This is a genomic window from Stenotrophomonas sp. YJH_SMC_120 (assembly GCF_059368675.1).
In genome coordinates this window covers 264,806-283,304 of sequence record NZ_JCAFRY010000002.1, presented here as the reverse complement: position 1 = coordinate 283,304, position 18,499 = coordinate 264,806, and the positions used below count along the sequence as shown (strand labels likewise).

The window sequence follows — 18,499 nt, the reverse complement described above, 5'->3', positions numbered from 1 at the left end:
GCGAGGCGCCCACCAATGTGGGCGAATACCGGTGCGCAATGGCCGCGAACTACACCATCCCGCCATTGGCGCGCAGGACCTGACCGTTGATCCACCCGCCATCGGCACCGGCCAGGAACGCCACCGCACCGGCGATGTCCTCCGGCGTACCCAGCCGCTCCAGCGGGTTCATCTTCGCCAGCCGCTCGATCAGTTCCGGCGACTTTCCGTCCAGGAACAGGTCGGTAGCGGTCGGACCAGGAGCCACCGCGTTTACGGTGATGTTGCGCCCGCGCAGCTCCTTGCTGAGGATCGCGCCCATCGTCTCCACCGCCGCCTTGCTGGCGGCATACACGCTGTAGTTCTCCAGTCTGATGCCGACCACGCTGGTGGACAGGGTGATCAGGCGGCCACCGTCGCGCACCCGTCGCGAGCTCTCGCGCAGCACGTTGAAGGCGCCTTTCAGGTTGATCCCGATCACCCGCTCGAACAGGGCATCGTCGCTGTCGGCCAGCGGCGCCAACTGCAGCACGCCGGCACTGTTCACCACTACGTCGATACCGCCGAAGCGCGCCTCGATGGCATCGAACAGCTGCCGCACCGCCTGAGGATCGGCGACATCGGCCTGCAGGGCGATGGCCTGCGCGCCGGCTGCGCTGAGCTCGGCCGCCAAAGCTTCGGCGTCGTCGCGGCGCCCCGCATAGTTGATCGCGAGCGCGTGGCCATCGGCGGCCAGGCGGCGGGAGATGGCGGCGCCGATGCCACGGGAGCCGCCGGTGACCAGGGCGACAGAGCGGGCGGGGGAGAGGGTCATGGTCGGTTCCAGCGGGCGCGCCGGAGTGGCGCAGGGCCATCTTCGCGATATTGCCTTTTCGGATAATCCTGCATAATCCGTCAACATCATCCGGACAGCCGAACATTGGATCGTTTCACGGCCATGCGCGCCTTCGTCCGCATCGTCGAGCGCCGCAGCTTCACCCGGGCCTCCGAGGACCTGGGCCTGCCGCGGGCCACGGTGACCGACGCGATCAAGGCGCTGGAACAGCGGCTGGGCGTGCGCCTGCTGCACCGGACCACCCGACTGGTGGTGCCGACGCTGGAAGGCGAGGCCTTCTATGGCCGTTGCCTGCGCCTGATCGCCGACATGGACGATGCCGAGGCAGCGTTCCGTGATGCCCCGCCACGTGGCCCGTTGCGCATTGAAGTGCATGGCACGCTGGGCCGGCACCTGCTGTTTCCGCACCTGCCGGAATTCCTGCAGCGCTACCCGGAGATCGAGCTGGACGTCAGTGAAGGCGACCGCTATGTCGACCTGCTGCGCGAAGGCGTGGATGCGGCGTTGCGGGTGGGGACGCTGGCCGACAGCGATCTGGCGGCGCGCCGGTTGACGATGCTGCGCGAGGTCACGGTGGCCGCTCCGGGTTATGTGCAGGCGCACGGCCTGCCCGATACCATTGAATCGCTGGAGCAAGGCCATCAGATGGTCGGCTACCGATCCAGCGCCACCGGCCAGCTGATCCCTCTGGAGTTCCAACAGGCGGGACAGGTGCGCTACGTGCCGCTGCAGGCGCGGGTGCGTGTTTCCGGCGCGGATGCATTCCTTGGGGCCGCGTTGGCGGGCCTGGGCATCATCCAGGCACCGCGCTACCGGATGGACCCGTATATCGCGCGCGGGCAGCTGGTCGAGCTGTTGCCTGAGGTGCCCCCGACGCCGAGCCCGTTGAGCCTGGTCTACCCGCGCAACCGCACGCCGTCGCCACGGTTGCGGGTGTTCATCGACTGGGTGGCCGGGGTGTTCGAGCAGACCGGGGTTGCCGGCTAGCGGCCGGCACTACCGGGCCCGGTCGAACAAGGTGGGGTAGCGCTTGGGTAGTGCCGACCGCTGGCTGGCATCACAGCGCTGCCAACGGCCCCTGCATGCGATGGAAACTGCCGTCGGTGGCGGTGAACCAGGCCAGCGAACGCCCGCCGACGAAGTCATCGACATGCACGACCGTAGCGCCATCGGCTCCCTGCCATGAAATGGCATAGACCCCGTCGCTGATCCGCTGCCACTCGCAGGCGGCTTCGCCCTGCGCACCGGCATAGGCGCCGGAGACGATGGCGTACTGCACGTGGCGGCCATCGGCGCTGTAGACATTGTCGGCGGCCAGGCCGTCATAGCTGACGCGGAAGCGGCGGCCGGCGAACAACGGCAAGGCAGGGGCAGTGTTCATCGGATCGCCACCGGGTTGATGTTGACCTGGGTCGAGCCGACGTAGAGCGGCTGGCCGAGCACGAACAGGAATTCCCAGGCCTTGTCGCGCACCAGGGCACGGCTGTCGATCAGCTCCAGGTTGTAGATGCCGCGCTTGGCCAGCATGTACTGGTTGATCGGGAACTCCTCGGCACCGTTCGGGTTCGGGTAGACCTCCGAGGCCCAGGTGTCGCCACCGAAGGCGACGATGCCCTGGTCAGCCAGCCACTTCGCGGCCTCCATGCCGATACCTGGCTCCACTTCCAGGAACTGCGTGTCGTCCTTGCCGATCAGTTCCAGCCAACCGGTGTTGAACAGCACCACGTCGCCCTTGCGCAGGCTCAGGCCCTGCTTCTTCAGCACGGCCAGGATGTCTGCCACGGTGAACTCGGTGCCGCCGGGCACGATCGCCTTGCCGTAGTACGCGGTCATGTCCAGCACGACGCCGCGGGTGACCATCGGCGGTACCTTCTCGACGCCGAGCTTGCGCACGCCGTCCACGGTGACGAAGTCGGCGGCCTTGTTGCCGTTGTAGTAAACATTGTCGATGCCGATATGGCCGATGCCGTTGAGCTGGGTGCCAACGCCGGTCCAGGCGTTCACCAGTTCATCGTTGAAGGTGAACTTGTTGGGGCCCAGCGACTTGCCGGCCTGCTGGCCGACCTGCACGTTGTACAGGCGGAAGCTGCGGTGACGGAACGCGGGCAGGTTCTTGTCCACCGGTACCGCCAGCGGATAGGTCTTGCCGGTCCTGACCAGCGAGACCGCGTGCTTGACCACGTCAGCGGTGAGCAGGTTGGCCGCGCCGATCTCGTCGTTGGCGCCGTAGGCAGAGGGATACCACTCCTCGGCGGTGGCCTGGAAGGACAGCGGCAGGGTGGCCAGTGCAAGCGCGGCCAGGGTCTTCATCTTCATGGCAAAGCTCCGGTAACTGTCAGGCCGTCGCGGTGGCGCCGGCATGGGCCGGGAAGTGCGGCAGCACGTACTCGGCGATTTCGTGGAAGGTCTCGGCCAACGGCCGTTCGTTGCGGCGGAACTGCAGGCCGATGTGGTCGACACCGGCCAACTGCATGGCGTGCAGCTCGGCCAGCAGTGCGTTGCGGCCGCCGCGCAGGCCGAAGCGCCAGTGCTGCAGGGGGGCATCGGCGTCGTCCACCAGGTCCAGGTGGATGAAGCTGGCATACGGCTTGTTGCCGGCCACGGCGCGCCAGGCCGCCACGCGTTGCGCATGGTCCTGTGGCGTGCCCGGGTAGGCCAGGCAACCGTCCATGTGCTGGCCGATCCACGCCGGTTGCTGCTGGGCCAGGCCGGCCACGAACAACGGCAGGGCCCGGCCATCGGCGGGCAGCACCTCCAGGCCCTGCGGCAGGTGCGCGGCGGCGCCTTCGCGCAGCAATGCGATCTGCTCGCGGAAACGGCTGCCACGGCTGTCGAAGTCGCGACCGAACAGCGGGTACTCCACCGGGCGATCGCCACTGGCCACGCCCAGCAACAGGCGGTCGCCACTCAGCCGCTGCACGCTGCGCGCCGACTTCAGGGTCAGCAACGGCTCACGGATCGGCAGCACCACCGCACCGGTGCCCAGCAGGATGTCATTGGTGATGCCGGCCAGGTAGCCGAGGTAACTGAAGACCTCGAACACCTGTGCGGCATCGCCGAAGGCCGGGTCGTACACCGGCACGTCGCGTACCCACAGCGCACGGAAGCCGAGGCGGTCGGCCAACCGTGCCAGTTCCGCATGGCGCTGCAGGTCCGGTTCGCCGGGCAGGCGTCGCGCGGCGCGTCGTGCCTGTTCGCCCAGCGGCGTCCAGTCATTGTCCAGCGGTGCTTCGATGCCAATGCTGAAACCACCGGCCTGCAGCCGCGCCAACGCACTGCCCATGGCCAGGCTCCTCAGTCCCAGGCCGGGGCCAGGCCCGGCGGATCGACTTCGCGGCCGTTGCGGTCAAGTGCAGCGATCGCGGCCATGTCATCGGCATCCAAGTGCAGGTCCTGGGCGAGCAGGTTGCTGGCCAGATTCTCGCGCTTGGTCGAGGATGGAATGACCGAGTAACCCCGCTGCAGCGCCCACGCCAGCGCGACCTGGGCCACGGTGGCCTGGTGCTTGTCGGCGATGGCGGCCAGCACCGGATCCTTCAGCACCTTGCCGTAGGCCAGGGTCATGTAGGAGGTCACGGTGATGCCCTGGTCCTGCAGGAAGGCGGTCAGTGCCGGGTTCTGCAGGTACGGGCTCAGTTCGATCTGGTTGGTGGCGATCTGGCCGGCACCGACCACCTCGATGGCCTGCCGGGTCAGCTCGATGTTGAAGTTGGACACACCGATCTGGCGGGTCAGGCCCAGCGTCCTGGCTTCGGCCAGCGCGGTGATGTACTCGCGCAGTTCAACGCCATTGCCCGGCGCCGGCCAGTGGATCAGCAGCAGGTCGACGTAGTCGGTGCGCAGCCTGGCCAGGCTGTCGCGCAGGCTCGGGATCAGCTTCTCGGCGGCGTAGTTGTCCACCCAGATCTTGGTGGTCAGGAACAGCTGGTCGCGCGGGACGCCGGATTCGGCGATGGCCTGGCCGACTTCGGCTTCGTTGCCATAGATCTGCGCGGTATCGACTGCACGGTAGCCAACCTCGAGGGCGTTGCGCACCGAGTCGATGACGGTCTGGCCGGTCAGGCGGAAGGTGCCGACGCCAAAGGAAGGAACGCTCATGATGGACTCTAGGGACTTCGTTGAGAGCCGGTGGGCCCGGGACAGGGCGAAGTGTGGGTGCTTTACATTTGTTGATTAAGCCGTGTATACGGGAAACGCTTTTGCGCCGAGGTAAAAAATGAAAACCACCCTGGATGAGCTGAAGGCCTTCGTGGCCGTGGTCGACAGCGGTTCGATCACGGCGGCGGCCGAGGCGCTGGAACTGACCATCTCGGCCACCAGCCGCACCCTGGCGCGGCTGGAGGACAAGCTGCAGACCACGCTGCTGCGACGGACCACGCGGCGGCTGGAACTGACCGAGGAAGGCGCGGCGTTCCTGGAGTACGCGCGTACGATCCTGGCCACGGTGGACGAGGCCGAGGAACAGATGGCCGCGCGGCGGCTGCAGCCGGTCGGACGCCTGCGCGTGGACGCCGCCACGCCGTTCATGCTGCACGTGATCGTGCCGCTGCTTGAGGGGTTCCGTGAGCGCTACCCGCAGGTGGAGCTGGAGCTGAATTCCAATGAAGGCATCACCGACCTGATCGAGAAGCGCACCGACGTAGCATTCCGAATTGGCGTGCTGCGCGACTCGACCCTGCATGCGCGGCCGATCGGCCACAGCCGCATCCGGGTGGTGGCCAGCCCCGAATACCTGCGCCGCCAGGGAACGCCCACGCGCGTGGAGCAGCTGCGTGAGCACGACCTGCTGGGTTTCACCCAGCCCAGTTCGTTGAACGAATGGCCGCTGCAGGATGCCGATGGCGGGCCTTTCGTGATCGAGCCGGCCATCGCTTCATCCAGTGGCGAGACACTGCGGCAGATGGCGGTAGCCGGGCTGGGCATCGCCTGCCTGTCTGATTTCCTGACCCGCCAGGACCGGCGTGATGGCCGCCTGGTGCAGCTGTTCGCCAGGCAGACGCAGGAAGTGCGGCAGCCGATCAACGCGGTGTACTACCGCAACACCGCGCTGGCCGCGCGCATCACCTGTTTCGTCGACCACGTGACGCAGACGCTCGGCCAGCGTCCGTTTGACGAATAAGGAGGGGTAGAGCCGGCCGCTGGCCGGCTTTCCCCACCTGCCGGATCACAGCAGCTGCCGGCCAGCGGCCGGCACTACCAAATGCGTATCACCTGATGCGTGGCCCATGCATGGATGGGTAGAGCCGGCCGCTGGCCGGCTGCCCGGTCCCCGGGGCTGCCGACCCGCGGCCGGTGTCAGCGGGTGCGCAGCGCGCGCCGGTTGCCGATGTGCGCCGCCGCCAGTAGCACGCCACCACTGGCTGTCGCCACGCCATGCCAGAGCAGCGATTCCTTCAGCGGCAGGTACAGCGAGGCCGACAGCAGCAGAATCGCGCCGGTGCAGGCCAGCTGCACAGGCCGCCAGCGCCCGTGCCGGTGCACCCCGGCCGAGGTACTCGCCAAGGCCAGCGACGAGGCCAGCAGCGCGAACAGCCATTCCCAGCGCGACATCATCAACAGCAATGTCATCGCGCCATGGCCGGGATGCTGGAACGAGCGCAGCGCCATCATCGCGGCCGGCACGAAGGCCAGCAGCAGGGGCAGTGCGATGCAATGGGCGGCGCAGGCCATGGACAGCCAGGCACCGGCAAGATCGAAGCGGGGGTGCCAGCGTGCCGAAGTTGGCGGCTGGGCCAGGGCCCTTGCGGGCGTCGTGGGGATGTGGTCCATAATGTTACATAGTAACAATTGGAGCCTCCCCCATGAAGCGTTCTGCTGCTCTTTTCCTGCTGCTGGCTGCCAGTGCCGCGCAGGCCCATGACATCCGCCAGCACGCACCGCACGTGCACGGCCAGGCGACCGTCGATGTTGCGCTTGACCAGCAGACGCTGGAATTCGCCCTGCAGGCCCCCGGCATCGGCATCCTCGATTACGAGCGACCGCCGGCCAATGCAGCCGAGCAGGCCGCGCTGGCACGGGCTACGACAGTGCTGAAGGGCGGCAGCTGGGTCACCTTGCCCACCGCCGCGGGCTGCCGCCTTTCAGGCAACGATGCCAAGGCCGAGGGATTCGATGCGACGGCTGCAGCACCGCCATCAGGTGAGCACCGGCACGCGGGGTTCAGCGCAACGCTGCGGTACCAGTGCGCCAAGCCGGCCGAGTTGCGGGCCATCGTCGTGCGCCTGCCCGTACTTTTCCCCGGCCTGCACGAAGTCATCGTCAACAGCGCAACCGCCAATGGCCAGAATCGCAGCGTGCTGACGCCCGACAACCTGCGCGTGGTGCTGGCACCGTGAGCGCGGCACCGGTGATCTCGCTGGAAGACGTGCAGTTCGGCTACGGCATGCAGCGGGTGCTGGACATCCCGCGGTTATGGGTCGAGCAGGGCAGCAGCGTGTTGCTGCGCGGAATCAGCGGTGGCGGCAAAAGTACCCTGCTGGGCCTGCTGGCGGGCGTGCTGCTGCCCGGCAAGGGCCGCATCGAAGTCGCCGGTCACGCGCTGCAGGCGATGCGCGGTGCCGCGCGGGACCGCTTCCGCGCCGACCACCTGGGCGTGATCTTCCAGCAGTTCAACCTGCTGCCGTTTCTCAGCGTGCGCGACAACATCGCGCTGGGCCTGCGCTTCTCGCGCCTGCGCAGCGCGCGCATCAGCGGCCCGCTGGATGCCGAGATCGCCCGCCTGCTGCAGGCCCTGCAGCTGGATCCGGCGCTGATGCAGCGGCGCGCAGGCACGCTCAGTGTTGGCCAGCAGCAACGCGTGGCGGCGGCACGCGCCCTGATCGGCCGCCCGGCGTTGCTGCTGGCCGATGAGCCGACCTCGGCGCTCGACCGCGACGCGGCAACCGCGTTCCTGAAGCTGATGTCCGCGCAGTGCCAGGCGGCCGGCACGACGGTGCTGGTGGTCAGCCATGACGACAGCCTGCAGCCCTTGTTCGACCGCACCATTTCACTGTCCGAGATCAACCAGGCAGGTGCCGGCCATGCTTGAGCTTGCCTGGGCCAGCCTGCGCAGCCGTGCGTTGAGTGTGGGACTGACCGTGCTGGTCATCACCCTCAGCGTGGTGTTGCTGTTGGGCGTCGAGCGTGTACGCACGCAGGCGCACGAGGGGTTCGCCAGCACCGTATCGGGCACCGACCTGATCGTCGGTGCGCGTTCGGGACCGGTGAACCTGCTGCTGTACTCGGTGTTCCATATCGGCGACCCGACCAACAACGTGTCCTGGCAGTCCTACCTGGAGCTGTCCGCCTTGCCGCAGGTGAAGTGGGCGGTGCCGCTCTCGCTGGGCGATTCGTGGCGCGGCTACCGCGTGGTCGGCACCAGCGATGGCTATTTCGAGCATTACCGCTACGGCGCCGGGCACGCGCTTGCGTTCGCGGACGGACGGCCGTTCGATGATCTGTATGACGTGGCGATCGGTGCCGAGGTGGCGCGCGCGCAGAAGGTCGGTCTGGGAGACCAGATCGTGCTGGCGCACGGCACCGGTGCGGTCACCCTGGCCACGCATGCCGACAAGCCGTTCCGTGTTGTCGGCATCCTGCAGCGCACCGGCACGCCGGTGGACTCGTCGCTACTGGTCTCGCTGCCGGCCATCGAGGCGATCCATGTCGACTGGCGATCGGGCGTGCAGCTGCGCAGCCAGCGCGTCAGCGCCGAGCAGGCGCGTCATCTGGATCTGACTCCGACCAGCATCACTGCCTTCATGCTCGGCCTGAACTCGCGCATTGCCACGTTTTCGGTGCAGCGCAGGATCAACGAGTATCCGGACGAGGCGATGCTGGCGATCCTGCCCGGCGTGACCCTGCAGCAGCTGTGGCAGTCGCTGGGCACCGCCGAGCGCGCACTGCAGCTGATCAGCGCGATGGTGGTGGCACTCGGCATGGTCTCGCTGGTGGCGCTGCTGGTCTCGACCCTGCAGGAGCGGCGGCGCGAGATGGCGATCCTGCGTGCCACCGGGGCACGGCCGGGTTACATCGCCGGCCTGCTGGTGGTGGAGGCGGTGGCGACCAGCGCGGCGGCCTGCGTGCTGGCGCTGGTGCTTCTGGTGGCCGCCAGCGTTGCCGGGCGCGGCTGGGCCCTGGCCACCTTCGGTCTGTCGATCACCCATGTCTGGCCGGACGGCCGTGAGCTGGCTTGGGTGGCAGGCGTGCTGGCGATCAGTGCGGTGGCTGGGCTGGTCCCGGCGTTGCTCGCTTACCGGCGCACCTTGGCCGATGGCCTTTCACCGGGAGGCTGAGCATGCGCTGGATGCTGTCGCTGCCGATGGTACTGGCCCTGGTTGCCTGCGAGCGGCCGGTGGATACCGGTGTGCAGGCCCTGCCACCCGCGCCGGTTGTCGACCGCGCTGACGCTGCGGATGCGGCAGAGCAGGAGCTGGACTGGCTGCAGATGATGCCCAAGGACGAGCTGGCCGCGCTGGAACGCGGCGAGGGCCCGGAGGTCGAGCACAACGGCAACCGGCGCATGCCGCAGTTCGGCACCTTCCGCACGGTGGACACGGTTCTGCAGCGGCCAGTGCGCCTGCCGGGCTACGTGGTACCGCTGGCCAACGCGCAGGACGGGCGGCTGACCGAATTCCTGTTCGTGCCGTACTACGGCGCCTGCATCCACGTGCCACCACCGCCGCCGAACCAGATCGTGCACGTGGTGCTGCCGCGCCCGATCGACATGCCTGACATGTACTCGCCGTTCTTCCTGGCCGGCACTCTGCGTGCCGAACGCTTGGACGACGATCTGGCCGGTTCGGCCTACACCATGCGTGACGCACAGTTGAGGCCCTATGAACCGTAGTCACCTGTTGCTGGCGTTGGGATGCCTGTGGTTGGCGGGCTGTACGGCGCCTGGCGGCGATGCGGTGGGGGTCACGCCGCAGGACAAACCGGCGCCCTCCGCCACGGCCGAAGCCCCCATCGACCGTTGGGACGCGTTGCGACCCGACGAAATGACCTACCAGCGACCGCCGCCGCAGATCGGCCTGTCACGCAATGGCATGGACGGCGTGGGTGGCCTGATCGACGACACCGGCTCGGGCACGCCACCGGGGCTGGAGATCGACCATTCCAGCCCGGATCGCGCCAAACAGTTCGGCTCTTCGCGGGTGGTCGATGCTGTCAATGGTCGCGCGGTGGATCTGGATGGCTACGTGGTACCACTCGGCACCAACGATGCAGGATTGGTGGATGAACTGCTGTTCGTGCCGTTCTACGGCGCGTGCATCCACGTGCCGCCGCCGCCACCGAACCAGATCATCCACGTGACCCTGGCCACGCCGATCGCGCTGGGCGATCTGTGGGATCCGTACCGGCTTGCCGGCCGCCTGCGGGTGAAGCGTTTCGACGCGGACATCGCCAGCGCGTCCTACGATGCCGCTGCGGCCACGCTGACGGCGATCCGCAACTGATGCGCAGGCGATGGATCATGGCTGCCGGGGTGCTGCTGGGCGCGGTGGTGCTGCTGTGGTGGCAGCGGCAGCGCGCACCCATCGCGCCGCCTGCGGTCGCGTTTCCGGCGCCGACGTCCAATGCCAGCCAGCGCATCGAACAGCGCCTGGGTGACGACCACGCATTCCGCAACGACGTGCTGTTCCTGCTCGCGGCAACATTGCGCGACCGCTGCCAGCCGGCGCAGGCGGGAGTGCTGGCGCGCATGGTCAATCGTGCATCGCTGCCGGTGCTGGCGGCAGTCAGCGCGGTGACCCAGCAGGATCCATCGCTGGACCGGCCGATCTACCAGTACATCCAGCATCGCGCCGACGCGACGCCGTGCGGGCAGACGCTGCAGATGCCGTTGGCCGGTGGACGCCGCATGGCCGTGGACATCGAACAGTACGCGCGCACGTTCCCGGACAGCTACTTCGACCCGCAACGCAGCAGCGAACCGCGGGATTTCGGCGGGCTGTCGTTGCAGCAGCGCGCCGGCAATGCCTGCAACAGCGTGGTGTACTCGGTGTTGCCTTTGGGCGACACCGATTGGCGGTGCAGCAGCCTGCGCGCACAGGCCCGTGCGCGGGTGCGCGGGCTGTGCGAGGACGAACTGCGGCGCCAGCATGGCGGAACTAGCGGGGAACTGGACATGGCTGTGGGGAAGGGCATGCAGGCGGCGGTGGTATCGGCGGCTGCCGCGCTGCCGGAAGACTGTCGGTGATGATCCCTGACACCGGGCACGACCCGGCATGAGGGCACGACAACATGAACATTGCCCGGGCCCCAATCTGAATCGGCGGCGCTGTTTTCATAACTATACAGGACATCCTGTATAGTTATGGCCGTTTTCCGCTCCCCATCAGGTTTCCCCATGGCTTTGTCCCAGCCCCTGGCCGGTGCTCCGGCCCTGTCGCGTGCCCGTCGCTGGGCGCTGTTGTTTACCGTCGCCGCCGGCCTGCTGCTGGTCACGCTCGACAACTCCGTGCTCTACACCGCACTGCCTACGCTGACCGGGGAACTCTCGGCCAGTGCCGGCCAGGCGCTGTGGATCGTCAACGCCTATCCGCTGGTGATGGCCGGCCTGCTGCTGGGTGCGGGCACGCTGGGCGACCGCATCGGCCATCGCCGCATGTTCCTGATCGGCCTGGTGGTGTTCGGCGTCGCCTCGCTGGCCGCGGCGTTCGCCGACACCGCAGCTCAGCTGATTGCCGCACGAGCCCTCCTGGCAGTCGGTGCCGCAGCGATGATGCCGGCCACGTTGGCGCTGATCGGCCTGAGCTTCCACGAAGAGCGCGAACGCAACATCGCCATCGCGATCTGGGGTTCGGTGGCCATCGTCGGTGCGGCGCTCGGCCCGATCATTGGCGGTTGGTTGCTGCAGCACTTCTGGTGGGGCTCGGTGTTCCTGATCAACGTGCCGGTGGTGGTGGTCGCGTTCGTGGCCACGCTGCTGCTGGCGCCGGAAGGACAGCGTGACACCTCGCGGCCATGGGACCTTGTGTCCTCGGTGCTGGCATTGGCCGCACTGTCCGGCCTGGTGCTGGCGATCAAGTCGCTGATCGCTACGCCGCCGTCGTACGCGCTGGGCGCAGGCGCGCTGCTGTTGGCCGTCATCAGCGGTGCGGCGTTCGCGCGCCGCCAGCAACAGCTGCCGTACCCGCTGCTGGACTTTGCGATCTTCCGCAATCCTGCGTTCCTGGCCGGCACGCTGTCGGCGGTGTTCACCCTGTTCGCGATGGCCGGCCTGCAGCTGGTCACCACCCAGCGCTTCCAGCTGGTGGCAGGCTTCACGCCGCTGCAGGCGGGTCTGCTGGTCTCGGTGGCGGCAATGGGCAGCCTTCCGAGCGCGCTGCTGGGCGGCAGCATCCTGCACCGGGTGGGCCTGCGCCCGCTGATCTGTGGTGGCCTGGCCGCAGGTGCGCTGGGCGTCGGCATGGTGGCGTTCGGCTTCCCGCACGGCCTTGGCTGGGTGGTGGCTGGTATGGCCATCACCGGCTTCGGCATGGGCTCGGCCATCTCGGTGGCATCCACCGCCATCCTCAACAATGTGCCGGCACACCGCGCAGGCATGGCCTCGTCGGTCGAAGAGGTGTCCTACGAATTTGGTGGCCTGCTGGCGGTGGCGTTGCTGGGCAGCTTGAGCGCGGCGATGTACAGCGCGTTCCTGCCGGTCTCGGCCGATATGCCGGTGCTTGCCCGCGAGGGTTTCACCCAGGCGCTGCATGTCGCGCGCGAGAGCGGGCAGGGTGAGTGGTTCGCACTGGCTGCGGCCGCGTATGACCGTGGCTACCAGATCGTGCTGCTGGTGATCACGACGGTATTGGCAGTGGGCGCGGCGATCATCGCGCGCCTGCTGCGCGGCCGCGTCGGCGGCCGCGAGGGCGCGGCCGATCGCGTAAAATGAAACGATGAGAACCAGCAAGCGCGACCGCATCCTCGACGCCGCCGTCAACGTGATCAATCGTGATGGCGTGCGAGCGGTGACCTTCGAGTCGGTGGCGGCCGAGGCCAAGCTGACCCGCGGCGGCCTGCTGTACCACTTCCCGTCGCGCGAGGCACTGCTGCGCGGCATCGACGAGCACCTGGTGCAGGCCTGGGAAACGTCGATGGAAACGCTGCTGGGCAAGCGCGCGGATGAAGCGACGGCATTGGAGCGCTACCAGACCTTCGTGCGTGTCTCGGCGCAGAGTGCCACCCGTGCCGAACTGATGTTCATGCTGGAATCGGCGGACCCGGACGCCGATGAGCGTCCGTGGGGACCGGCGGTACGGCGCTGGGCACCATCCGCGCCGGAGGCTGGGAATGTCGATCCAACGACGCTCGACAATTTCGTGGCGCGCCTGGCCGCCGATGGCCTGTGGATCTACGAGGCAATGTACGAAGGCCAGCTGGACGAAGGCGTGCGCGCCCGTGTTGCCGAGCGCATCGCCGGGTTGTTGGCGAAGTCTGACGGAACGTCCAGTTGAGCGGCCAGCCGGCGCGCAGACATCGCCCGTGGTAGAGCCGACCGCTGGTCGGCTGCCCTTCGGTCAGGCCACGAAAATGCGCTTCGGTAGAGTCGACTGTCAGTCGACTGCTCTTCAATCAGACAACGAAAATCCCGCGCTTCGCGCGATAGTCGACTGACAGTCGACTCTACCCCTCGCGCGTCTGCCCAGCCTGCGCGGCGCCCGCGGCCAGCCACGCCCTCGGCGATGCTCCCAGCCGCTTGCGGAACGCCTTCGACAGCGAGGCGGTATCGGCAAACCCGACCTCGATCGCCACCTGCTTGACCGCCACGCCTGCCCGCAGCTGCGCGCAGGCCAAGCTCAGCCGCCAGTCCAGCAGATAAGCGGCCGGCGTCGCCTGCATCACCTCCTTGAACACGGCCGCGAACGCGCTGCGCGACATGCCGGCAGTCGCAGCCATGCGCGGCAGCGCCCATTCGTCCTGCGGCGCCTGGTGCATCGCCACCAGCGTACGGGCCAGCCGCGCATCGGACAGCCCGCGCATCAGCCCATGGCTGACGCCCGCCGCATCCGGGTGGTCGACCACCCAGCGCAGGATCTGGATCAGCGCCACCTCGAACAAGCGGTTGGTCAGCAGCCGGGAACCGCAGCGCTGGCGATCGGCCTCGGCGAACAGCAGGTGCAGGGTGTCATCCAGTTCGCCGATCGCCGCCAGCGGCACCACCATCACCGGTGGCAGCGACTGCACGATCGGATTGCGCGCGCCGCCATCGAAGTCCAGCGTGGCGCAGGTGAAATCCGGGCCATCCAGCGGTGCGTTGAAGAACACATGGTGCAGCGGCTGCGAATACAGCAGCAGGCTGGGTGTGTCGATCTTCAACCGGGGCAGCGCGATATCGCCCCCGGGATGACGGACCTCCATTTCACCCTGGCGCAGGATGTGCAGGAAGGCACGACCGGGCTGCGGCTCGAAGACGTGGCGCCCGCACAGCGGACCACTGTGGAACAGCGCGGCTTGCACCCGGAAGCGTTCCAGCAGAGAGGAGAGGCGGTCGGGTGTGGAAGCGTCGGCGGACACGCTCATGGATGAATGGACAACATGTGTGGTTTATTGCGCCTGATTCGTCCAGGGAGTCTACCTAGGATGAGCGGGTCGTCCAATCCCGGGCGCTTTCCCAAGGAGATCCACCATGTCCCGTGTCCCACTGATCGATGCCGCCAACACCACCGCCGACCGTCAGGCCCTGCTGGGCCAGGTCCACGCCGCCTTCGGCGCCACCCCGGCCATGTTCCGTGCCGTAGCCAACTCGCCGGCCGCCCTGCAGAGCATGTGGGGTGCGTTCGGCGCGCTGGGCGGCGGTCGACTGTCGCCGCTGCTGGGCGAGCAGATCGCCGTGGCCATCGCCAACCGCAATGCCTGCGAGTACTGCCTGGCCGCGCACACCGCGCTGGGCCGCAGGGCCGGCGCCAGCGGCGAGCAGATGGCCGCCGCGCAGATCGGCCAGTCCAGCGATCCGGCCACCTCGGCGGCACTGGACTTCGCGCTGAAGGTAGTCGAGCAACGAGCGCAGATTGCCGATGGCGATGTGCAGGCGTTGCGTGAGGCTGGCTTCGATGATGAGCAGATCGTTGAGATCCTCGCCCACGTCGCGCTCAACCTGTTCACCAACTATGTCAACGTAGCGTTCGACGTGCCGGTGGACTTCCCGAAGGTCGCGCTGCGCTGAGATCTGGCCTGGCCCGGGTGGCAGTGGTCGCCCGGGCCGGTCTGAATGGAGCCGACCGGGTAGAGTCGACTGTCAGTCGACTATCGCGCGCAGCGCGGGGTTTTCGGGGGGCTGAACGAAGAGCAGTCGACTGACAGTCGACTCTACCCAGTCGACGACTACCCAGTCGATGCTAAATGTCGTCTGCCTGCAGCCGCTCGGGATGGGTATACACATTGAACCCGCTCTCCCGTGCGAACCCGACCAGGCACAGGCCGGCGCTGCGGGCCAGGTCGATCGCCAGCGCGGTCGGCGCCGAAACCGCCGCCAGCACGCTGGCTCCCGCACGCGCTGCCTTGCTCACCATTTCGTAGCTGGCGCGGCTGGAAATCACCAGCAGGCCGCCTTCGATGGCGTGTTCGTTGTGGTGCAGGGCGCCGATCAGCTTGTCCAGTGCATTGTGGCGACCCACGTCCTCGCGTACCCAACCGATGCGCCCACTGGCGTCGGCCCAGGCCGCGGCGTGGATCGAACCGCTTGCCGCATTCATCGGCTGGTGCTGGGCCAATGTCGCCACCGCCCGCTGCAGGGCGGTGGCGGAATAGCTGCGGCGTTCGCGGATCTGCGGCAGCGGTCGCAGCACTTCCTCCAGCTGGCGCGTGCCGCACAGGCCGCAGCCACCACGGCCGGGCAGCAGGCGCCCATTGGCGGGGTCCAGGCCGGCACCGGGTGCCTCCTCGGCCACGGTCATCTGCAGTTCGATGCCTTCCAGCTGTGGGCGGATGTCGATCGACAGCAGCTGCGAGGGCGTAGCAATCAGTCCCTCGCTGAGCGAGAACCCAAGCGCAAAGTCCTCCAGGTCGCAGGGCGTGGCCATCATCACCGCGAAGGCGGCGCCGTTGTAACGCAGCGCCACCGGCACTTCCTCGGCCACCACGTCGACCAGGGGCTGTCGCCCCTCGCTGCGCCAGCGCTGCAACGGGCGCTGGGCCGTGCCGGCAGGCGGGGCGTGCGGTGGGGTCGAATCAGGCATGCAGCGCGTCCGGACAAGGGAGATACGCAGGTGGTGGACCACCCACGCCATCGAGAATAGCGCAGTGGCCATGCGCTGACGCAGGTGTAACCGTTGTCATGGCAGGCTGCGCTGAAAACAGCGCGCACCCACTGGCGAAGCCGTGCAGGCCGTGTTTGACTGTGGGGCTGGCTGTGCGTTCGAAAGCGTCGCCGGACCGCGTTGTGCCCATTGTTGCTGCGTTCCTCCCGTCAGGTTCCCGAACATGTCCGAGCAGAAGCCGCCGCGTTACAAGCCTTACAACCAGCCCGCCGGTGGTTGGGGTGCCGCCGGAGCCACCGCCAAGGTGCTGCTGCAGCAGAGTGTGATCGGCAAGGGGTCGAAGGCGTTGCTGGCGATGAACCAGCCCGGTGGCTTCAAGTGCCCCAGCTGCGCGTTCCCCGATGCCGACGAACGCAAGAAGCTTGAGTTCTGCGAGAACGGCGCGAAGGCACTGGCCTGGGAAGCCACCCAGTTCCGTGCCGGTCGTGAGCTGTTCGCCCGGCATACCGTTACCGAGCTGATGGCGCAGACCGACTACTGGCTGGAGATGCAGGGCCGGTTGACCGAGCCGATGCGCTACGACGCGGCCACCGATCACTACGTGCCGTGCAGCTGGGACGATGCCTTCGCACTGATCGGCCGCCATCTGCGGGCGCTGGACAGCCCGCACCAGGCCGAGTTCTATACCTCCGGACGCACGCCCAACGAAGCGGCGTTCCTGTATTCGATCTTCGTGCGCGAGTTCGGCACCAATAATTTTCCGGACTGCTCGAACATGTGCCACGAGCCGACCAGCCGCGGCCTGCCGCCGGCCATCGGGGTGGGCAAGGGCACCATCGTGCTGCAGGACTTCGAGCACGCCGAGGCGATCTTCGTGATCGGCCAGAACACCGGCACCAATTCACCGCGGATGATGAGCAACCTGGTCGAGGCGCGCAAACGTGGCATTCCGATCGTGGCAGTCAACCCGATGCCCGAGCGCGCGCTGATCCGCTTCGCTGAGCCGCAGGACATGGTGCAGATGGCCACGTTCGGTTCGACCGAGATCACCAGCGAGTTCGTGCACATCCGCATCGGCGGCGACCTGGCCCTGATCAAGGGCATGATGAAGGTGATGTTCGAGCGCGAGGCGCAGGGTGAGCGTGTGCTCGACCATGCATTCCTCGCCGAACACACGGTGGGCCTGGAGCCGCTGCGCGAAGACGTGATGGCGCAGGACTGGGACCAGATCGTGCAGGTGTCCGGCATTTCGCAGGCGCAGATCCGTCGCTGTGCGGAGATCTACATCCGCTCCAATGCCACCGTGATCTGCTACGGCATGGGGCTGACCCAGCACCAGTACGGCTCGCGCCTGCTGCAGCAGGTCGCCAACCTGCTGTTGCTGCGTGGCAACTTCGGCAAGCCCGGTGCTGGCATCGGGCCGATCCGGGGTCATTCCAATGTGCAGGGCGACCGCACCGTCGGCATCGACGAGAAGCCCAAGCCGGCCTATCTCGACCGCGTGCAGCAGGTGTTCGGTTTCGACCCGCCGCGCGAGCATGGCCACCATGTGGTCGAATCCATCGAGGCGATGCTGGAGGGCAGTGCCAAGGTGTTCATCGGCCTGGGTGGCAACTTCATCCATGCCGTGCCCGATACGCCGCGCGCGTACGAGGCAATGCGTGGCCTGGACCTGACCGTGGGCATCGCCACCAAGCTCAACCGTGGGCACCTGGTTCATGGCCGCGATGCGCTGATCCTGCCGGTGGTGGCGCGCTCGGAGCGCATCGTCACGCCGGCCGGCGAGCAGTTCCTCACCATCGAAGACGCGATGTCCAATGTGACCGCCTCGCGCGGCGTGCTCGAACCGGTCAGCGCCGATGTGTTGCCCGAGGTCGAGATTGTCTGCCGCATGGCGATGGCCGCGCTGCCGCACAGCAAGGTCGACTGGGCAGGCTGCATGCACGACTACGCACTCATCCGTGAGCTGATCGCTGCGGTGTACCCGGAGATCTACACCGGTTTCAACGAGCGCATCCAGCAGCCGCATGGTTTTCATCTGGACATCCCGCCGCGCCGCCGCGTCTGGCCCACGCCCAACGGCAAGGCCAACATCCTGGTGATGCCCGGCCTGGATGTGGACGATCCCGTGCACGACCCAGACATGCTGCGCTTGGCCACCGTGCGCTCGCATGACCAGTACAACACCACCATCTACAGCTACAACGACCGCTATCGCGGCGTGTACAACGATCGCATGGTGCTGTTCATGAACATCGAGGACCGGCTGGCGCGCGGGCTGGACAAGGAAGCGCGGGTCAGCCTGGAGACGATCAGCGCTGATGGCGTGCAGCGGCGCGTCGAGGGCCTGACCGTGCTGGACTACCCGATGCCGCGCGGCGCGCTGGCCGGCTACTACCCCGAACTGAACCCGTTGTTGCCGCTGGACCACTACGACCGCATCAGCGGCACGCCGGCGGCCAAGTCGATCCCGGTACGGATGCGGGCGATGGCGGCGGTCGCCTAGGCGTGGATGAAT

General features: G+C 67.5%; 20 protein-coding genes. 12 read left to right on the top strand and 8 right to left on the bottom strand.

Going from position 1 to position 18,499, the window contains the following annotated elements:
* Nucleotides 1-49 precede the first annotated feature (49 nt).
* Nucleotides 50-793: an SDR family oxidoreductase gene (locus AC5P60_RS05415; protein WP_033835036.1), complete on the bottom strand. Its 744-nt coding sequence runs from the start codon at nucleotides 791-793 to the stop codon at nucleotides 50-52.
* Between the two features lie 105 nt (nucleotides 794-898).
* Between AC5P60_RS05415 and AC5P60_RS05410 the strand changes: the two genes are divergently transcribed.
* Nucleotides 899-1,801 (top strand): LysR family transcriptional regulator, encoded by a 903-nt coding sequence (locus AC5P60_RS05410; RefSeq protein WP_483693195.1) that lies wholly within the window; start codon nucleotides 899-901, stop codon nucleotides 1,799-1,801.
* Between the two features lie 70 nt (nucleotides 1,802-1,871).
* On the opposite strand, the gene AC5P60_RS05405 is transcribed toward AC5P60_RS05410, so the two are convergent.
* Genes AC5P60_RS05405 through dkgB form a run of 4 tightly spaced genes read right to left on the bottom strand, consistent with a single transcriptional unit; the run spans nucleotide 1,872 to nucleotide 4,912 of the window.
* Nucleotides 1,872-2,195, bottom strand: coding sequence for a MoaF-related domain-containing protein (locus tag AC5P60_RS05405; protein WP_266192593.1), 324 nt, complete (start codon nucleotides 2,193-2,195; stop codon nucleotides 1,872-1,874).
* Nucleotides 2,192-3,130 carry a cyclase family protein gene (locus AC5P60_RS05400; protein ID WP_483693194.1) on the bottom strand — a complete coding sequence of 313 codons (939 nt, stop codon included), beginning with the start codon at nucleotides 3,128-3,130 and terminating at the stop codon, nucleotides 2,192-2,194. The genes AC5P60_RS05405 and AC5P60_RS05400 overlap by 4 nt, the downstream gene beginning before the upstream one ends.
* A gap of 19 nt (nucleotides 3,131-3,149) precedes the next feature.
* Nucleotides 3,150-4,097, bottom strand: a complete 948-nt coding sequence (locus AC5P60_RS05395; RefSeq protein ID WP_483693193.1) for a TIGR03571 family LLM class oxidoreductase — start codon at nucleotides 4,095-4,097, stop codon at nucleotides 3,150-3,152.
* A gap of 11 nt (nucleotides 4,098-4,108) precedes the next feature.
* Complete coding sequence (dkgB, locus tag AC5P60_RS05390; RefSeq protein WP_483693192.1) at nucleotides 4,109-4,912, bottom strand: 2,5-didehydrogluconate reductase DkgB; 804 nt, start codon at nucleotides 4,910-4,912, stop codon at nucleotides 4,109-4,111.
* A 118-nt stretch (nucleotides 4,913-5,030) separates the two neighbouring features.
* Between dkgB and AC5P60_RS05385 the strand changes: the two genes are divergently transcribed.
* Nucleotides 5,031-5,933, top strand: coding sequence for a LysR family transcriptional regulator (locus tag AC5P60_RS05385; RefSeq protein ID WP_005413602.1), 903 nt, complete (start codon nucleotides 5,031-5,033; stop codon nucleotides 5,931-5,933).
* Between the two features lie 176 nt (nucleotides 5,934-6,109).
* Here AC5P60_RS05385 and AC5P60_RS05380 read toward each other — a convergent pair whose 3' ends face one another.
* Complete coding sequence (locus AC5P60_RS05380; RefSeq protein ID WP_033835030.1) at nucleotides 6,110-6,583, bottom strand: MerC domain-containing protein; 474 nt, start codon at nucleotides 6,581-6,583, stop codon at nucleotides 6,110-6,112.
* Nucleotides 6,584-6,615: 32 nt separating this feature from the next.
* Between AC5P60_RS05380 and AC5P60_RS05375 the strand changes: the two genes are divergently transcribed.
* The 8 genes from AC5P60_RS05375 to AC5P60_RS05340 all read left to right on the top strand — a co-directional run bounded on the left by AC5P60_RS05375 (nucleotide 6,616) and on the right by AC5P60_RS05340 (nucleotide 13,239).
* Nucleotides 6,616-7,149, top strand: a complete 534-nt coding sequence (locus AC5P60_RS05375; protein WP_049452327.1) for a ZrgA family zinc uptake protein — start codon at nucleotides 6,616-6,618, stop codon at nucleotides 7,147-7,149.
* Nucleotides 7,146-7,841, top strand: a complete 696-nt coding sequence (locus tag AC5P60_RS05370; protein ID WP_033835028.1) for an ATP-binding cassette domain-containing protein — start codon at nucleotides 7,146-7,148, stop codon at nucleotides 7,839-7,841. The genes AC5P60_RS05375 and AC5P60_RS05370 overlap by 4 nt, the downstream gene beginning before the upstream one ends.
* A complete protein-coding gene (locus AC5P60_RS05365; RefSeq protein WP_483693191.1) occupies nucleotides 7,834-9,087 on the top strand; it encodes an ABC transporter permease in 1,254 nt (417 codons plus the stop codon). The genes AC5P60_RS05370 and AC5P60_RS05365 overlap by 8 nt, the downstream gene beginning before the upstream one ends.
* 2 nt (nucleotides 9,088-9,089) lie before the next feature.
* Nucleotides 9,090-9,641: a DUF3299 domain-containing protein gene (locus tag AC5P60_RS05360; protein ID WP_033835026.1), complete on the top strand. Its 552-nt coding sequence runs from the start codon at nucleotides 9,090-9,092 to the stop codon at nucleotides 9,639-9,641.
* Entirely contained in the window at nucleotides 9,631-10,251 is a 621-nt protein-coding gene (locus AC5P60_RS05355; protein ID WP_483693190.1) for a DUF3299 domain-containing protein, read from the top strand. Before AC5P60_RS05360 ends, AC5P60_RS05355 begins: the two co-directional genes overlap by 11 nt.
* A complete protein-coding gene (locus AC5P60_RS05350; protein WP_483693189.1) occupies nucleotides 10,251-10,994 on the top strand; it encodes a hypothetical protein in 744 nt (247 codons plus the stop codon). Before AC5P60_RS05355 ends, AC5P60_RS05350 begins: the two co-directional genes overlap by 1 nt.
* 150 nt (nucleotides 10,995-11,144) lie before the next feature.
* Nucleotides 11,145-12,677: an MFS transporter gene (locus AC5P60_RS05345; protein WP_483693188.1), complete on the top strand. Its 1,533-nt coding sequence runs from the start codon at nucleotides 11,145-11,147 to the stop codon at nucleotides 12,675-12,677.
* A gap of 4 nt (nucleotides 12,678-12,681) precedes the next feature.
* Nucleotides 12,682-13,239: a TetR/AcrR family transcriptional regulator gene (locus AC5P60_RS05340; protein ID WP_005409827.1), complete on the top strand. Its 558-nt coding sequence runs from the start codon at nucleotides 12,682-12,684 to the stop codon at nucleotides 13,237-13,239.
* Nucleotides 13,240-13,408: 169 nt separating this feature from the next.
* Here the strand turns inward: AC5P60_RS05340 and AC5P60_RS05335 are convergent, their stop codons facing one another.
* On the bottom strand, nucleotides 13,409-14,305 hold the full coding sequence (locus AC5P60_RS05335) for an AraC family transcriptional regulator (RefSeq protein WP_495201701.1): 897 nt from the start codon (nucleotides 14,303-14,305) through the stop codon (nucleotides 13,409-13,411).
* 106 nt (nucleotides 14,306-14,411) lie between these two features.
* Between AC5P60_RS05335 and AC5P60_RS05330 the strand changes: the two genes are divergently transcribed.
* Nucleotides 14,412-14,948 carry a carboxymuconolactone decarboxylase family protein gene (locus AC5P60_RS05330; protein WP_033835021.1) on the top strand — a complete coding sequence of 179 codons (537 nt, stop codon included), beginning with the start codon at nucleotides 14,412-14,414 and terminating at the stop codon, nucleotides 14,946-14,948.
* Nucleotides 14,949-15,120: 172 nt separating this feature from the next.
* Here the strand turns inward: AC5P60_RS05330 and fdhD are convergent, their stop codons facing one another.
* The gene (gene fdhD, locus AC5P60_RS05325; protein ID WP_049403346.1) at nucleotides 15,121-15,960 is read right to left on the bottom strand and encodes a formate dehydrogenase accessory sulfurtransferase FdhD; all 840 of its coding nucleotides are present in this window, start codon (nucleotides 15,958-15,960) and stop codon (nucleotides 15,121-15,123) included.
* A 244-nt stretch (nucleotides 15,961-16,204) separates the two neighbouring features.
* On the opposite strand from fdhD, the gene AC5P60_RS05320 reads away from it, so the two are divergent.
* Entirely contained in the window at nucleotides 16,205-18,487 is a 2,283-nt protein-coding gene (locus AC5P60_RS05320) for an FdhF/YdeP family oxidoreductase (protein WP_495201700.1), read from the top strand.
* Nucleotides 18,488-18,499 lie beyond the last annotated feature (12 nt).

Bases quoted from the DNA above. Each gene is read 5' to 3' on its own strand.
- AC5P60_RS05415 (WP_033835036.1), bottom strand. From the start codon at position 793: ATGACCCTCTCCCCCGCCCGCTCTGTCGCCCTGGTCACCGGCGGCTCC.
- AC5P60_RS05405 (WP_266192593.1), bottom strand. From the start codon at position 2,195: ATGAACACTGCCCCTGCCTTGCCGTTGTTCGCCGGCCGCCGCTTCCGC.
- AC5P60_RS05400 (WP_483693194.1), bottom strand. From the start codon at position 3,130: ATGAAGATGAAGACCCTGGCCGCGCTTGCACTGGCCACCCTGCCGCTG.
- AC5P60_RS05395 (WP_483693193.1), bottom strand. From the start codon at position 4,097: ATGGGCAGTGCGTTGGCGCGGCTGCAGGCCGGTGGTTTCAGCATTGGC.
- dkgB (WP_483693192.1), bottom strand. From the start codon at position 4,912: ATGAGCGTTCCTTCCTTTGGCGTCGGCACCTTCCGCCTGACCGGCCAG.
- AC5P60_RS05385 (WP_005413602.1), top strand. From the start codon at position 5,031: ATGAAAACCACCCTGGATGAGCTGAAGGCCTTCGTGGCCGTGGTCGAC.
- AC5P60_RS05380 (WP_033835030.1), bottom strand. From the start codon at position 6,583: ATGGACCACATCCCCACGACGCCCGCAAGGGCCCTGGCCCAGCCGCCA.
- AC5P60_RS05375 (WP_049452327.1), top strand. From the start codon at position 6,616: ATGAAGCGTTCTGCTGCTCTTTTCCTGCTGCTGGCTGCCAGTGCCGCG.
- AC5P60_RS05365 (WP_483693191.1), top strand. From the start codon at position 7,834: ATGCTTGAGCTTGCCTGGGCCAGCCTGCGCAGCCGTGCGTTGAGTGTG.
- AC5P60_RS05360 (WP_033835026.1), top strand. From the start codon at position 9,090: ATGCGCTGGATGCTGTCGCTGCCGATGGTACTGGCCCTGGTTGCCTGC.
- AC5P60_RS05355 (WP_483693190.1), top strand. From the start codon at position 9,631: ATGAACCGTAGTCACCTGTTGCTGGCGTTGGGATGCCTGTGGTTGGCG.
- AC5P60_RS05350 (WP_483693189.1), top strand. From the start codon at position 10,251: ATGCGCAGGCGATGGATCATGGCTGCCGGGGTGCTGCTGGGCGCGGTG.
- AC5P60_RS05345 (WP_483693188.1), top strand. From the start codon at position 11,145: ATGGCTTTGTCCCAGCCCCTGGCCGGTGCTCCGGCCCTGTCGCGTGCC.
- AC5P60_RS05340 (WP_005409827.1), top strand. From the start codon at position 12,682: ATGAGAACCAGCAAGCGCGACCGCATCCTCGACGCCGCCGTCAACGTG.
- AC5P60_RS05335 (WP_495201701.1), bottom strand. From the start codon at position 14,305: ATGAGCGTGTCCGCCGACGCTTCCACACCCGACCGCCTCTCCTCTCTG.
- AC5P60_RS05330 (WP_033835021.1), top strand. From the start codon at position 14,412: ATGTCCCGTGTCCCACTGATCGATGCCGCCAACACCACCGCCGACCGT.
- fdhD (WP_049403346.1), bottom strand. From the start codon at position 15,960: ATGCCTGATTCGACCCCACCGCACGCCCCGCCTGCCGGCACGGCCCAG.
- AC5P60_RS05320 (WP_495201700.1), top strand. From the start codon at position 16,205: ATGTCCGAGCAGAAGCCGCCGCGTTACAAGCCTTACAACCAGCCCGCC.